The organism is Streptomyces asoensis (assembly GCF_016860545.1).
Lineage (GTDB): Bacteria > Actinomycetota > Actinomycetes > Streptomycetales > Streptomycetaceae > Streptomyces > Streptomyces asoensis.
The window spans coordinates 38,431-52,696 of the sequence record NZ_BNEB01000006.1 but is presented as its reverse complement, the minus strand read 5'-3'; the positions used below and the strand labels follow the sequence as shown (position 1 = coordinate 52,696).

At 69.4% G+C, this 14,266-nt stretch carries 9 protein-coding genes; 4 read left to right on the top strand and 5 right to left on the bottom strand.

Annotated features, from left to right (window positions below; genetic code table 11):
* Positions 1–1,644 precede the first annotated feature (1,644 nt).
* Positions 1,645–3,519 carry a helix-turn-helix domain-containing protein gene (locus Saso_RS36610; RefSeq protein ID WP_189928012.1) on the top strand — a complete coding sequence of 625 codons (1,875 nt, stop codon included), beginning with the start codon at positions 1,645–1,647 and terminating at the stop codon, positions 3,517–3,519.
* Here the strand turns inward: Saso_RS36610 and Saso_RS36605 are convergent.
* Complete coding sequence (locus tag Saso_RS36605) at positions 3,483–5,606, bottom strand: tetratricopeptide repeat protein (RefSeq protein WP_229901578.1); 2,124 nt, start codon at positions 5,604–5,606, stop codon at positions 3,483–3,485. The two genes, Saso_RS36610 and Saso_RS36605, sit on opposite strands and share 37 nt — an antisense overlap.
* Before the next feature lie 2,320 nt (positions 5,607–7,926).
* On the opposite strand from Saso_RS36605, the gene Saso_RS36600 reads away from it, so the two are divergent.
* Both Saso_RS36600 and Saso_RS36595 read left to right on the top strand, forming a co-directional pair.
* Positions 7,927–8,544: a lamin tail domain-containing protein gene (locus Saso_RS36600; RefSeq protein ID WP_189928010.1), complete on the top strand. Its 618-nt coding sequence runs from the start codon at positions 7,927–7,929 to the stop codon at positions 8,542–8,544.
* A 728-nt stretch (positions 8,545–9,272) separates the two neighbouring features.
* Positions 9,273–9,479: a DUF6417 family protein gene (locus Saso_RS36595; RefSeq protein WP_189928009.1), complete on the top strand. Its 207-nt coding sequence runs from the start codon at positions 9,273–9,275 to the stop codon at positions 9,477–9,479.
* Positions 9,480–9,511: 32 nt separating this feature from the next.
* Here Saso_RS36595 and Saso_RS36590 read toward each other — a convergent pair whose 3' ends face one another.
* A complete protein-coding gene (locus tag Saso_RS36590) occupies positions 9,512–9,715 on the bottom strand; it encodes a hypothetical protein (RefSeq protein ID WP_189928008.1) in 204 nt (67 codons plus the stop codon).
* Positions 9,664–10,107, bottom strand: a complete 444-nt coding sequence (locus tag Saso_RS36585; RefSeq protein WP_229901577.1) for a DUF6233 domain-containing protein — start codon at positions 10,105–10,107, stop codon at positions 9,664–9,666. The genes Saso_RS36590 and Saso_RS36585 overlap by 52 nt, the downstream gene beginning before the upstream one ends.
* An 86-nt stretch (positions 10,108–10,193) precedes the next feature.
* Here Saso_RS36585 and Saso_RS36580 point away from each other — a divergent pair, with 86 nt between their 5' ends.
* Complete coding sequence (locus tag Saso_RS36580) at positions 10,194–11,207, top strand: DNA polymerase Y family protein (RefSeq protein ID WP_189928007.1); 1,014 nt, start codon at positions 10,194–10,196, stop codon at positions 11,205–11,207.
* A gap of 33 nt (positions 11,208–11,240) precedes the next feature.
* Here the strand turns inward: Saso_RS36580 and Saso_RS36575 are convergent, their stop codons facing one another.
* Both Saso_RS36575 and Saso_RS36570 read right to left on the bottom strand, forming a co-directional pair.
* A complete protein-coding gene (locus Saso_RS36575; RefSeq protein ID WP_189928006.1) occupies positions 11,241–13,436 on the bottom strand; it encodes a M48 family metalloprotease in 2,196 nt (731 codons plus the stop codon).
* Position 13,437: 1 nt separating this feature from the next.
* The gene (locus Saso_RS36570; RefSeq protein ID WP_189928005.1) at positions 13,438–14,007 is read right to left on the bottom strand and encodes a hypothetical protein; all 570 of its coding nucleotides are present in this window, start codon (positions 14,005–14,007) and stop codon (positions 13,438–13,440) included.
* Positions 14,008–14,266 lie beyond the last annotated feature (259 nt).

The window sequence follows — 14,266 nt, the reverse complement described above, 5'->3', positions numbered from 1 at the left end:
TGCCCGCTGAGCAAGGCGAAGAGCGCGCATCAGCACGCCGGGAGCGCACGGAAGCCCGCCCCGGGACAGCTCGACCCTGGAGGGGTGCGTGCGAGCATGGCACCGCAGGCTGCTGTCACCTGTGAACCGAGCGCGCGCCGTGCCAGGACCATGCGGGGCACGTGGTCGGCGGCCCCTCCGCCAGGACCCGCTGGGCGATCCGATGCGCGCCCGCGAAGCCGGGCTCTGTGTCCCTGCCCCGTGCGATGCGCACCCCGGTCGGCTACCGCGCACCTGAGGGTTGCGGGCCTGGTGTCAGGCCCAACCGGGGACGACGCTCGCTGTGACAGCCGTTGACTGCTGTACCGGTTGCCGCATTCCGGTCTCTCACGGCACTGGCCAGCAGGTGCTCCCACTGGCGGATTCCCGCTCCTGGCCGAGCGGGGAAGGCGGGGCGGGCCCGGTAGGGCCGCAGCGGCGAGCAGGCCGGGAGCGCGCCCCCTGGGAGAGGGTGCCCCCTCGTCGGCCCCGGCGGACGCCGCTGAGCGCGGAGAATCGCCCTTTCTGCCTGCCTGGGTGAGTAAAGGTCAGCAAGCGGCGCGGCAGTATGAGTTATATGCGTGACGGAAGTCCTTCCCCCTCTACCGCGGTCCCTGGTGCAGTCTCCGTGCCTCTCCCGGCGGCAAGGTTTCCCCTGGCAAGGGCACGGTCCTCGGAGGCGCCCCAGGGGGTGTCGAGTGCCTGCAACGCCCAATACCTGAAGCCCCATTGTCGTCATTCGTCATGGGGTGCCGTGAACGGGTCGCCGGGTAAGGCGCGACCTGTGCGGCGTGGCATGCTCATCTCCTGGCTCCGGCTGGATAGGGTGGAAGGGGTCACCCAGCCGTACATGCTGGGGGCGCATGGGGGGCGTGCTTTAGTTTGGGTGGGTGTCGGACACCCAGGAAGCGGCCTGGGGGACGGGCGTAGAGTGTCCCGCAATCAACTGAAGGCGTTACGAGAGCCGGTAGGTGCATGCGCTGCTCCGGAAAGGAAGGTGAGGTCTATGAGAAATCCACTTCCCTCGCGGTCGATATTTTCCTGGGGAAGTTTTCACGGGATAGCCGTCCCGGCTGTTCCGGCAGGTGAACCTCCTTCTCTCGTTCCGTCGTTCAACAGGAACGAGAGAAGGAAGCCCCGTACCAGTGGCAGCGAAAGACCCCACGACGATCGTAGGAGATAACCTTCCCAAGTCGGTTGCCGCCGGCCAGGAAACGTCATCGTCCTCGAAGTAAGACCCTTCAGTTACCACTCCTCATCCTCGGACCCCGGCTACCAACCATGAGGGTCCGAGGACCTCTATCCGCTGCGGCGGTACCCGTCCGATGCCGGACGGGTACCGCCGCAGCGGCGTCTTCGGGAAGGTGCCAGGGCACCTCATGAGCAGCTCCGCCGTCACATCGGCATGCCTGTTAACGGACGGCGAAAAATTGCTACTTGCACACTGTTGGACGATTTGTCGTGCCTGTAACAGTAGCGGCTGGCTTCATCGCCCGAGTGGTGTTCACCACGTGTCGGTGAAAATCGTCCTACCCGCGAGCGCCCCATCGTGCACACGACATCACACGCGTCCCTGACGCCACATCAACTGCCTCTAAAATGACGTCCGCAGTGAGGAGGAAATACATGGCACGGGGCATGACAGGCACCTTCTCCCCCCACAAGTTCCGGAGGGCGCGAGCGCGTGCCGAGGGGGGCCGCGGTATTACCGACACCCAACTGGCCCGTCTCGCCAAGGCGAAGCGGTCGGAGATCCTCCTCTATGAACAAGGAGACCGCGTTCCCGACCCGGCGCGCATCAAGGCCCTTGCCGACGCGCTGGGCGTCAGACCCATCGACCTGTCAGCAGGCTCCCGCGACGGATGGACCCTTGCCGAACTACGCCGCGCCAGCGGCTGGACCGCCCGCTTACTCGCTCACGACCTGAAGGTGTCCGAACGCTCCTACCTGCGCCTGGAACATGACGGGCTGCCACCGGCCCGACTGCGGCACATGCTGTACCGGCTGCCTGCTCTGCTGAACATCACCGCCACCGAACTGCACCACCATCTCGACCGCTCGCCCGGGACCCGCCGGCGTCACAGCACGGCCCGTCCGCTCCTGGCCCAGCTGATCAACCGGCATCTGCAACCTGGCTGCCTGGAAGAACCCGCCGACAACGCAGATGAGATCACCGTCCTGGCCTCTCTCTACCACTGCTCTACATCGGCCATGACGAGCATCCTCACCCACGAAATCACTGTTTTACGACAGATGCATCGCCGGCGTGCCCTGGCGCGCGCCAGCGCCGACTTCGCTCCCGCACGCCACGAACAAGACCACGCCCTCGCCCAGTTCACCGCCGAAAGCCGACGTATCGCCCAGCGTCGCGCCAGCCTGCCCAGCCGCCTGGATGCCTTCTTCCGGCAGATGCTCAACCAGGACGCCTGGTACACCCTCCTGCTGCTTCACCAGGTCCCCAAGCCCCGCCTGTGGCGCTCACGCAGAGAACTGCCCCTGACCGACGCAGGCCTCAACGGCCTGCCCACCGGCTTTGCCGAGCAGCAGTCGGCCCTCGCAGGTCACGCCCCGCGCTACCGCATCACAGCCGAAGGGCGGCGGCACTGCACCCAGTACGGCGACTGGTACGACGCCTGCTACCCGAATGTCGCCGCCTGCGCCGCCGCCGGCCTGGCCCCGCTGACCGGCCACCTGCCCCCCACCACCCTGGCCGGCATGCTCCAGTCGTGCGACACCCTGCTGCTCAGCTTCGACGCCCTGCTGTGCCGCCTGTTCGCAGACGACCTGGGGACCGTCTCCGACCAGCTCCTGCACGCCGCCCGCGATCTCGGCCTTGCCATCCCCGCCCACCGCCCGCCCGACCCGGTGGGAGTCTTTCGTGCTCTGCTGCGCCAGGCCTCACCGGCACAGGCCAAGCCTCTCGACCGCCTGCTGGAATCCGCCGAGATAAGAGCCGCCAGCCAGGCCCCGGCCTCCACCGGCATCGCCCGCCTGCTCCCTGGCCTGACCGGCGGCCCCTGGAGGCTGGCCATCGTCACCGACCACTCGGGCGCCGCTGTGGAGACCTTTCTTGCCCGTCTGCCCCTGCCCGCTGCGACCCGCGCCCGCATCACCGTGATCGGCCGCAGCGGACACTCTCCCCGGATGAAACCCCACCCCTACATCCTTCACCAGGCGCTGTCCCACCTGGGCGCCTCACCCGAAACCACGCTTCTCATCGGCGGTTCCTCACTGGATGCCCTGGCCGCCCAGAGCGCCCGGGTCCCGTTCATCGGCGTCACTACCCGGCCCAAGGCGCTGCGTGAAGCAGGCGTTGCCTACGTAGTGCCGTCCTGGCGCACGGTCGTCCAAGCCCTCGCCGAACCCACACGCCGGCTGCGGCCCGTACCCCCCAGACCCCTCACCGCATCCACGGACCCCACCACCCTGCCGACACCAGCGGAGCCGCCAGCCCGCCCGCGGTTTCAGCAGTCTGAAGCCGACACCGCCACCCACCGCTGAAGCCGTTCCTCACACAGCAGCGTCAACGGGTGAGCGTCGCCCAGCTGTCTCCTGCTGCGTGCCTCCACTTCTGCCAGCGCCTGCCGTGCCTGCTGCTGCCGGTCAAGTGCCCACAGGATCACAGCCATCAGAAACTTCGTGTTCAGCGTCGACAGATGATCATCCCCATGAAGTGTCTGACGTGCTTTCAGCACACCTGCACACTGCGTACGGGCCTCTTGCGGCTGGCCCATGTCCTGCAACAGACACGCATAGTTGTGCCATGCCGTCACCGTCCGGGGATGACCGGCACCCAACACCCGCCGCTGCGCCGCCAGCAGTGCCTCGTACTCACTGCACGCCTGCGGCCACTGTTCCAGCAAATGCAGGACCCGGGCCAGCTCATGGCGCGCATTGAGCGCATCCGGGTGCTCGGCTCCGCCCGTTGCCTCGCGGGCCTCACGTACCACCTGCAGATGTCCCTGGGCCTCCGCCAGTTGGCCACGATCCACCAGCAGCCGGCCCAGCTCATGGCGGGCCGCCAGCGCACGGGGATGAGTCGATCCCTCACGTGCGGCTACTGCATGCCACACCTGCTCATAAAGCTCCTGAGCCGCATCCCACTTGCCCAGGCTGTGCAGTGTCACGGCCAACGTGTGCCGTGTCGATGCCGTCGCCACCTCGTCCGCCCCCAGCGCAGCGCGCAGCGCCAGCACATCCTCCAGGCTCTCGTGCGCCTGCCGGTACATCCCCTGCACCTGCAAGAACAATGCGGCCCGTTCCGCCGCTTCCGCGCATACCGTCCGCTCGGCACGGCTGAACCCGACGGCCTCGCTGCGTGCCCACCGCAGCAGATCCAGGCAGTGTGGGACCAGCGCGCGCCACAGCGGCCACGACTCCGGATCCTGCGGCGAACGGCGTACCTCCGGCAGCCGCAGCGCCTGTTCCATCAACGCCACCACCGCGCCCGACTGCGTGCCGGCCCGGGCGATGTCACGGATCAACGGATGAAGACTCACGCAGAGAGGCCCCTCGTCGGCAGGCGCTGAGACATCAAGATCGACGAGCTGCAACGCCGCCAACTCCCGCAGCGTGCGCCACACTGTCGTGCCGTCCAACCCCTCCCCGCCCGGCAGCACCGCCAGCACAGCCGGCTGCAACAGCACCGTGTACGGAATGGGCGCCGGGGCGAAAGCCGCCAGCACAGCCACCACATACTGGGCATGGACCAGCCCCTGTCGGTGCAGCAACTCCACCGACATCCGCCACGTCTCCGCCACCGCACCCGCAGGATTGACACCTGCCCCATACTCGTCCAACGCTGCCTGAAATGCAGCAAAATCCGTTGGAACGCCACCATTACGTAATGCTTCGGGCATCCCCGCTACTTCGGACACGTACGACGCCGCGATCCTCAGCGCCAGGGGCAGCCCTCCCAGCCGCCGCGCCAGCGCCCGCGCCTGCACACGCGTTCCTCCACCGCCTGCGTGATCGAGCAGCACGCCCGCCGCATCCTCCGCGCTCAACGGGCCCACCGCATGCAGAACAGCACCACCACCCCACAAACGCCCCATCCCGCAACCGGATGTCACCACCACCATCCCCAAACCGCACCGGTGCGGCCTGATCCATCCCGTTCCCGCCGCCATCCCTCCCGGCCCGTCCAGCAACGAGACATCATCCACCCCGTCCACCACCAGCAACCACCGATACCCCGCACCTCCCAACCGCTCCCATAACGCATCCGCCACACCCCCCGCACGAACCTCCTGCACCCCCACCTGCCGCGCCACCGCCCGCATTCTCGCCACGAACCCGGCCGCGTGCCGCGCATCCACCCACCACACCCGCTCCGCCGCCTGCCCACCCCCCTGCACCCGCACCAGCAACTCCAACGCCACCGCCGTCTTCCCGCACCCGCTCATCCCGTGCAGCACATGCACCAGACCATCCGCCCCCTGGTCCCAAACCCCCACCAACTTCCCAACCAGAGCCTCGCGCCCCCGCAACGGCACCCGCCAGTCCCGCTCACCCACCGGCGCCGCCAAGGTCACCAAACCCTCGTCAACACCACCCGTGTCACCCACCACCACCTGCGCAATATTCATCCGCTCCGTCGCCACAGACCCGAAATGCGCCCACACGCCCCCTGGCTCCCACCCCGCACCCCCCACGCCCGGCGCCGCCGCCTGCCCTGCTGCAAGTGCTACCTCCCCGCTCCCGACGCCTCGGGAAAAGGGCCCGAGAGGTGGATGCCTCCCTCCACTCGCACGGCCGCACCAGCCACCGACCCGCTCTCAGCCCGCACCACCACATCCCGCCCCGCCTGCACCGCCGCTCCCTGTGCCGACGCCGCCCCCACCAGAGCACCCACCTCCCGCAGCACTCCAGCCGCACTGGCTCGCTCGCCCTCGTCCAGCCCTTCCAGCCACGCCTCGAGATACCGGCACCACATGCCCTCCCACTGTGCCCGCACCCGCTCCCTCTCCTCAGCCGGCGCAGCCCGCGACACCTCCTGCGTCGTCCTCTCCAGCAACACCACACCCGGCCCGCCCTCGCTCTGCGAACCGCCCAACAGCCGCCTCATCCGCACACTCACCGCAGCCCAGGCATCCGTCCCCGCCGCCTGCACCACCGCAGCACCGCCCATAGCCGCTAACGCGGCAATCGACTCAGCCAGCACGTCCGCCCCCGATATCTCAGCACTGCTTCCTCGCACGGCTCCGCCAGCCGCGCGCCGCACGAAAGGCCTGTCGGGTAAGCATTCCGCCGCCCCCAACTTCCAATCCCGCAGCAGGAAGCGAACGAGGCAGCCAGGGCGCACACAACCGGCGCAGACGCCCAGACATCTGGTTTCTGCGAACCTCTGGCCTCATAGCTGGTCGCACGTCACCGGCACAGATGTCTACGAACTCGGGCAGCCGGCGAAAGGGCGGCCGCCAAGAAGAGCACAAGCAAGACGCCAACCAAGAAGATTACGGCGGCGACATCCGACCCGAAGACGACGAAGGCCAAGAGAGCCGCGAAGGAGGCGTCGGCGCGCTGGCCATGCAGCGCGTGCCGCGCATCCGCGCGAGCGCCCGGCGGAGAAGATGTCGGTAGGGCTCCCGTCCCGTTTTCCCCCGAGCCGGGACGGGAGCCTGCCCGGTCCCCGCCCCGGGCGGGAATGCCGGCCCGGCCCGCCCTGTTGAGAGCAGTGTGGTTGTGGAGGGGACAGTGTCCCCGGGCCTCACCTATTGCCTGCGGGGACGATCGTCCGGCTGAAGCCCCGCAGAGCCTTCCGCCGCGTAGGCGACCGCCCTCCACCACCACGCTCTTTCCTCTGTGGCTTTCGGGCCGGCGTTCCCGTCGGCCCGAAAGCCACAGAAGGCTCTTCGCGAGCTGCACAGGTGCGCTGACGTTGCCCAGCTCGTGGACGGATACGACCACCTCGACCTCGACGAGATCGACTTCGCGCCGTTGGAGCACGACGCCGACGGCTGCGCTTGCTGACACAGGACGAGGCCTATGACCTGATCGCGTGCTGCGCATAGTGGGGCAGGAATACGGGACGGCCGCGGCAGAGGCGGACCCTCTGATACGCGAGATCGGCGCCCGTTCCCCTCGGAGAACTGATCAGGCTTTTGGGCCGACGTCAGCTGCGGATCAGGGGCAGGCGCTCAGGTAGGGGGCATCCCGACTGGGAGCATCTCGCCCATACCGTTGGTGAGAGTGTCGTCAACCTCCCACTTCAGCCCGGCGGTCCAGGCCGACTGCAGCCCTGGCCGGGGTTGCGGCGGTTGGAGCTGATCCCGTCCCAGACGAGCGCGGTGTGCTTGTTCGTCTCCCTGACGCGCTGGCTGCGGGTGCCGCGTGCCGAGGGCTGGCGGGGCGGGTGCGCGAGCCGGTGGGAGGCGGGCACCAATCGGCACGTGCTGTACCTGTCGCAGGAGCAGACGGAGTCGGTCGTCTTGGGTTCTGGCTGCACAAGATGTCCGGTCCACGCTCGAGGCCCACCGGTCCGCCCGCGGCTACGGCATTACCCGCCAGCCTGCTTCGGCCGCCGGGCCTCCTGCCTGGTCGGGCAGCGCAGCTGGGCTTCCGATGCGCCGGTTGGAGCAGCGGCTGTTACTCACTTTCGAGTGATGCCTCGGCGCATGGTGGGGCGGCCTGCTCTGACGGACAGGTGCGAGACTCCAACCCTTCTAAGGGTTTTTGCCGCCCTAATCCGTCAACTTTATGCATTCAACCAATTCATGGTCGTTACAGTCGACAGTCACAGAAAAGCGGGCAATCTGTAACGCAAGCCCGGTTTTCACCAGATCTGCGGCCCGTGATCGACAGAGTGTGTGTGCGCGGCCAGTCCGGCCGCCGCCGCACACCGCACCGACTTCCCCCCGAGCCGCGAAGGCCGGCGAGGGAGGGTGCCCGCACCATCTGGGGAACTTCTTGTCCACTTCTGCATCTGTCACCGCCCGCCGTCTGGCCGCCGCCGCGCTCGCAGCGGGCACGCTGGTCTCGCTGGCGGCGCTGCCGGCTTCCGCGGCCGACCACCGTCCGTCCCGGGAGAGGGTGGAGATCTCGGCGGTACAGGCCGACTCGCCCGGACCCGACGACCGCTCCAACCGCTCGCTGAACCGGGAGTGGGTGGAGCTGACCAACACCACCCGCAACACGGTCAACCTCGATGGCTGGACCCTCGAGGACGAGTCCGGCAAGACCTACACCTTCGACGACTACCGTCTGGCCGGCCGCGCCACCGTCCGTATCCACACCGGCGTCGGGCGTGACACCCGCACCGACCTCTACCAGGACCGCCGCGCCTACGTGTGGAACAACGACCGTGACACCGCCACCCTGCGCAACGACCGCGGCCGTCTCGTCGACGAGGAGTCCTGGGGCCACCGCCGCCACCACGGCCGCCCCGCCGATGAGGGGTCCTGGGGTCACCACCGTCATGACGGCCGCTCCGCCGATGAGGGGTCCTGGGGTCACCACCGTCATGACGGCCGTTCCACCGACCAGGAGTCCCGGGGCCACCACGGTCACGGCGACTTCCGGCGCTGACCCAACCAGCCCCTTGAGCCGGTGAGCGATGTGGGGATCGCCCCGGCGTGACATGCCGGCGGCGCGCGACACGGTGGTGCGGTCGCGCGCCGCTTCACGATCTGCTGCCGCCGACGGTGGAGGTCTCCGAGAGCGAAATCAAGGGCGCGCTGGCGCTGATGGAGGCCATGGGTCCGCGAGGATCCCGAGGGGGGAGGAGTCCCACAACTTCTACACCGAGGCCGTCGCCAAGATCATCGAGTTGAAGGCGGCGTACAGCAGCTGCCCGAAGTGCCGGAACCGAAGGAGCAAGGACAGGTCCTGGACCCCTTGGCCGCGCCGCAGGAGTCGGCTGAGCGCAGACCTCCCACGGTGAGACCGACGATGCCGCTGGCGTCCACGCGCGTGATATCCGCTTGGCCGTTGAGAAGATGGAGGCGGGGCTCCCGTTCTGTGTTTCCCCGAGCCGGGATGGGAGCCCCGCCCGGCCACCGGGGCGGGGGTGCGAGTATGCCCCGCTGTTTGTGCCAGGCGTGGTTGTAGAGGGGCAGTGCTCCCGGGCCTCGCCTATGTTCCTGTGAGGACGGTCGTCCGACTGAAGCCCTCGCAGAGCCATTCGCCGCGTAGGTGGCCGCCCTCCACAACCTCACTTTGCTTCCCTGCGGCCCCCAGGGTCGGCGACAATGCCGCGCGGGGCCGCGGGCCGTTTCCGTCGTGACTTGTAGAGCTCCGAGGACGTTGCCCAGCTCATGGACGGCTATGACCACCTTGACCTCGACGAGATCGACTTTGCGCCCGTGGAACACGACGTCGAGCGGCTGCGCCTGCTGACCCTGGACGAGGCGTACGACCTGCTCAATGTGTTGCGCAGCGTGGCTCAGGAAGGCGGGAGCGCCGCGGGGGAGGCGAACCGCCTGGCTCGCGAGATCGGCGCCCGCATCCCCTCCGCTGACTGATCCCGCCGCTGCGGCCGGCCGTCGGATACGGGTCAGGGGCGGGTGTTGAGGTGGCGCACGTGCGGGCCCCACTGCTCCAGGACCGGTGCCGCGCACCACGGGCACAGCGGCATGCCGCCGTGCCCGTACTTGTGGGTGGTGCGCTGGCAGGCGGCGCAGGGGCCGGCCTGGCTGCCCAGGCAGGTCAGAGCGGACGGGTCGGGTTCGGTGATCGGCGGTGGGGGAGCGGGGTGCATCGGCGGTGTCCTTCCGGCGCCATGAGGGCTGGGGCGAGGGTGGGGCCGTCGGATAAGTCGATGACGTTCAGGCGGGTGTCGGGCCGGCAGTGGATGCAGGCGCGCAGGCCGTCGGCCAGGAGGCGGCGGGCTTCGTCGCGGTCGACGGCGCGGCGGCGTCTGCCCGCGGCGTAGCAGTCGCCGGCATGGACCTGCACCGGCGGGCGGCCTGCGCCGATGCCGAGCTCGACCGTCCACTCCGGCGGCCGCGGCCGGCGTGCCCGGCCCCGCTCGGTCTCTGTCTGCCGCTTGCGCACCTCTGCGATCTTCGCGTCGATGCGGGCCAGCCACATGGCGTGCCACACCCGCAGGGTGTGCAGGCGCTCCAGATCGGGCGGCAGGTCATCGAACACATTTTTGATTCTATGCCCATGATCGGCTTCGCGGCCTCGCGTGTTCGATTTTCTGTTCGATAATGTGGGGTGTGGAGGTGGACGTCATGACAGCAGAACTGCCGGCGGGCCCGGAGGGCCGGAGCACGGTGATGCATGTGCGCTGCCCGGACCGCCTGCCGGAGGAGACCTACCGGCAGGTCCTGGAACAGATGGCGGAGCTGTCCCCCGTCGTGCAGGCACTACCGCCGACCGCGGCGCTGATGGAACTGAAGGGCGCACTGCGCTACCACCGCGCCGACGCCGCACAGCTGGGGGAGATGCTGCGCGTCCGCGCCCTGTCCCGCCTCGGCGTCGACCTCCGCATCGGCGTGGGCCCGTCCATCACCGTCGCCGCCACGGCCTCCGCCCGGATCAGCCAGCCCGGCGGAGTCCTGGCCGTTGCCCCCGACCAGGTCACCGGCTGGCTCGGACCGCTGCCCGTCGACGCCCTGCACGGCATCGGACCCCGTCAGGCAGCAGCGCTGCACGACTACGGCATCCACACCATCGGCCTGCTCGCCGCCATCCCCACCGACACGGTCCAGCGCCTGCTGGGCGGGCGCGCCGGCCGCACCGCCAGCGACCGCGCCCGCGGCATCGACCCCCGCCCCGTCACCCCCCGCATGCTGCCCGCCGCGGCGACCGTCCGCTGCTCCTTCCCCCGCCACGTCTTGGACGGCGCCGAGGTCCGCAGCACCCTCCTCGACCTCGTCGTACAGCTCGGCCATCTGCTGCGTTGGCGCGGTCAGGCTGCTCGCGGCCTGACGCTGGTGCTGAAGTTCGCCGGCGGCACGGCGTGGGAGAAGACCCGCCGTCTTCCCGAGCCGTCCGCGCACGACGACGACCTGCGCACCCTCGCCTACCGGCTGATGGATGCCGCCGGCCTGCAACGCGGCCGCCTCACCGCACTGGCACTCAAGGGCGAGGACCTGGTCGACATCGACCAGGTTTCCCGGCAGATCAGCCTTGACGACACCCGCGAAACCCGGCTGGTGGCCGAAGCAGCCGTTGACCGCGTCCGCGACAAATACGGACTCCGCGTCATCGGGCCGGCCACCGTCTTTCGACGCGCCTCGTGAGCACTCGCCCACCGTGCGGGGCGGGCTCTCAGGTCAGCGGTGCTGTCCCGGGGTGCGCTGGCGCCGATGTCCGGGCTTGTTTCGCGGACCGGCCGGGCGCGGCTGGGCGGTGACGTCGGACGGGCCGGCTGCCGGCGGGGCCGTCGCCGCACCGTGGCGGTGGCGGAAGGCGTAGACGGCGGACGCTGAGATACGGCCGGTCACCGCGACGCCGGCCGCGGCCGCGCTGAGAAGCAGACCCAGTTCGACGCCTGGCGAGACGCCCCCCAAAGCCTTCAAAAAGGCGGCGCCCACACTCAGGGCCAGGCAGATCACGGCGTACCGGATGCGACGCCGGAACTCGGCGTCGTGCGGGGCGGCTGCCGCACCGGCCAGGACGCCGGCGTAGCAGACCAGGCCCGAAGCGGCTACCAAGGCGAGCGGCGCGTCGGGAGTCTCTACCAGGAGGCGAGCCGCCACGACGACGGCGCCGGCTGCTGCGGCGGCGGTGACGGCATGCGCCAGCAGCAGTCGCAGCCCCGTCACGGACGGCGCCTCGGTCCGTGTCACCGGCTCCTGTGGGACCAGCCGCACAGGAGCGGGCGTACTTCCCGGCTGACGGCGCGGGAACGCCAGGAGCGCGCCGCCGAGGAGGGCTATCCCGATCACCACGCCGCGGACGTACGGTGTGCTCCCGTCCGGAAGGGCCGTCGGGAACCAGGTGGCTGTGACGAGCACGCCGTACGCGCCCGCCCACCAGGACGCGACCCGAGGTCCGCGCACGGCGTCGCAGGCGAGGGCGAACAGGGCGAGCGCCAGGACCGACAGCGCCGCTGTCAGCGCGAGGCCGAGACCGAGGGAGTCGGTGACCGGGCTCCACCACATGCTGCGCAACTGCACGGACCGGTCCCCGTACGTCTGGCTCGGATGGAGCGCGCACCCGGCGCACAGCCCCGCGTACAGTCCCAGAGCGAGCAGTGCCAGCCGTCCCATCACGGCGCGTCCACCGCGCGCACCGCCCCACGCGGTGACCGTGTGCCGGATGCCGGCCCCGAGGACGGCGCCGGCCGGCAGGAGCAGGGGCAGCGCCAGCCAGGTGTAGACCGGGCGCAGCGTGTCGATGTCCAGGAGGCCCAGGCGCAGCCCGGTCAGCATGATGTCGTAGCTGTCACCCAGCAGCAGGTTCACGGCCAGCAGGGCGACACAGCCGGTCAACGCGGCTTCCCAAATGCTGAGTTCGCCGGCGAGGGCAGGGTGGCGTAGGGCCGCCCGGCGACGCTGGAGGGCGGGGTGGGTACCGAACGGCAGACCGTTGCCGCCGCGTCCGGCGGCCAGATCGACGAAGAAGGTGTCCAGGCTCCGTCGTCGATCTTCCCCTCGACCCGTTCGGGTGGCGCCGCCCTGTACGGCGAACGCGTCAGCATGCAGTTCCCTGGACTGGAGGAAGGCGTTGCGGGCCGCGTACAACAAACAGACCAGCAGGGCCAGATGGAAGGAGAGCCGCAGCAGGTACGTACCGTCCCCGGCATCACCGGACACGGCGAAGCAAAAGGCGGCGCCAAGCAGCACGATGAACGCTTTCCACAGGGCCGTGACGCCCTGGGTGGTGTCGAGGTCGCGGTGGCGGATGTGGCCGAGTTCATGGCGGACGACCACCTCGAAGGTGTCCGGATCCTCGTCGAAGCGCTTCGCCATGCCACTGGCGAGCTCGATGTGCCGACGCCGCCAGTGCCCGAAGGCCACGGCATTCGAGGTGTAGTCGTCCGGGTTCAGCCACACCCCCTGGACGGCAACGCCGGCATCGTCCGCCAGCCGGAACACCGCGTCGGCGAGGTCTGGCCGGTAGCCGGACCCTGGGCGCAGTCTCAGCAGACCGTGGCGAAGGATCTGCCAGTACGGGCTCAGCCAGTACAGGACGAAGCCCCCCACTCCCAAGATTCCCAGCGCGAGGCCCACCCGGAACTCGCCTCGGGGCACCGGGGGCGCTGGGCAGTGCTCCTCCAAGTACCGCTTCAGGGCCGGTCCGTCCTTGTCCCCCACCGGCTGCGGGGGCCAGACCGGTGCCTGGAGCAAGATCTCGCGCTCCACGGGGGACATCGGCAGGGTCAACTGGAACTGCCGGACCGCGCCCGGCCAGCACATGCTGTACGCGTTGGAGGCGTCGTCCTCCTGACTGGTGGTGGCCGGAAAGGCGATCGTCACTGCGGCGGCCGCCAGGGCGACACAGAAGAGGAGGGCCCGTACGAACATGTCAGCGCCTGGTCGCCGCCGAACCTTCTCCGTTCACGTCCCCGGGTTCATCTCCGGCCGGCCTCCTGTTTCCGATGGAATCGGGCTCGCCGGGACCGATGACTGAGGTGCCAGAGGTGCCCGCGGCCAGCATGCGGACGAGTTCCGCGAGTACGGAGTCGGCAACTTGTTCCGCTCGTTGCTCAGACACATGCCGCAGAGCGCCCGACAGCGCCGCCGTACGCCAGCAGGCCAGTTCCGCCGCGGTCGGTGTGGGCGCTGCTGCCACCGGCGGTGTGCTGGATGCGGCGGACTCGGACGGCTCCGCCTCGGCCCGCCGCCGACGCCGCGCCACCCGGCCGAGGCGCGAGGCCAGCCGGCTCACCCACTCGGCCGACATCACCCCGAACACTCCGGCAGCCGCCGATAGCGCCGCTGGCGTGACCACGTCGGTCGCCAGCCCCACGACATCCAGGGACAAGGGCCTGCTGCGCCACAGCCGGGTGCGGAAGTGGTTGCGGGCGCGCCGCTCGAAGAGCGCGAGCTCCTCAGGGGCGACGTCGGCCACCACCGGCTCGGCCAGCGCTCTCACGAGCAGACGGAGTTCGGCGTTGGGCCGCCACGGACTTGTGGACCGGGCGGTACCGGATGATGTCGGAGTCCTCATGAGTGTGCGTCAGCCCCCCAGCTGCGTCGTCAATCCGTGCTGCGACTATACGAATTATGACATCTACGTATGTGTCTCCACGTGTCGCAAGTATGGATCCGTGCTCCTTGCCCTGTCCGGCGATGGTGCAAATCAGGCCGCAGCGTTCCCTTGCCAGCCAGCTCGCACCACCTTCAACAGCCGC

What these genes read in the sequence shown, in the direction of transcription:
- Saso_RS36610 (WP_189928012.1), top strand. Translation starts at nt 1,645, where the DNA reads ATGGCACGGGGCATGACAGGCACCTTCTCCCCCCACAAGTTCCGGAGG.
- Saso_RS36605 (WP_229901578.1), bottom strand. Translation starts at nt 5,606, where the DNA reads ATGAATATTGCGCAGGTGGTGGTGGGTGACACGGGTGGTGTTGACGAG.
- Saso_RS36595 (WP_189928009.1), top strand. Translation starts at nt 9,273, where the DNA reads ATGGACGGCTATGACCACCTTGACCTCGACGAGATCGACTTTGCGCCC.
- Saso_RS36590 (WP_189928008.1), bottom strand. Translation starts at nt 9,715, where the DNA reads ATGCACCCCGCTCCCCCACCGCCGATCACCGAACCCGACCCGTCCGCT.
- Saso_RS36580 (WP_189928007.1), top strand. Translation starts at nt 10,194, where the DNA reads ATGACAGCAGAACTGCCGGCGGGCCCGGAGGGCCGGAGCACGGTGATG.
- Saso_RS36575 (WP_189928006.1), bottom strand. Translation starts at nt 13,436, where the DNA reads ATGTTCGTACGGGCCCTCCTCTTCTGTGTCGCCCTGGCGGCCGCCGCA.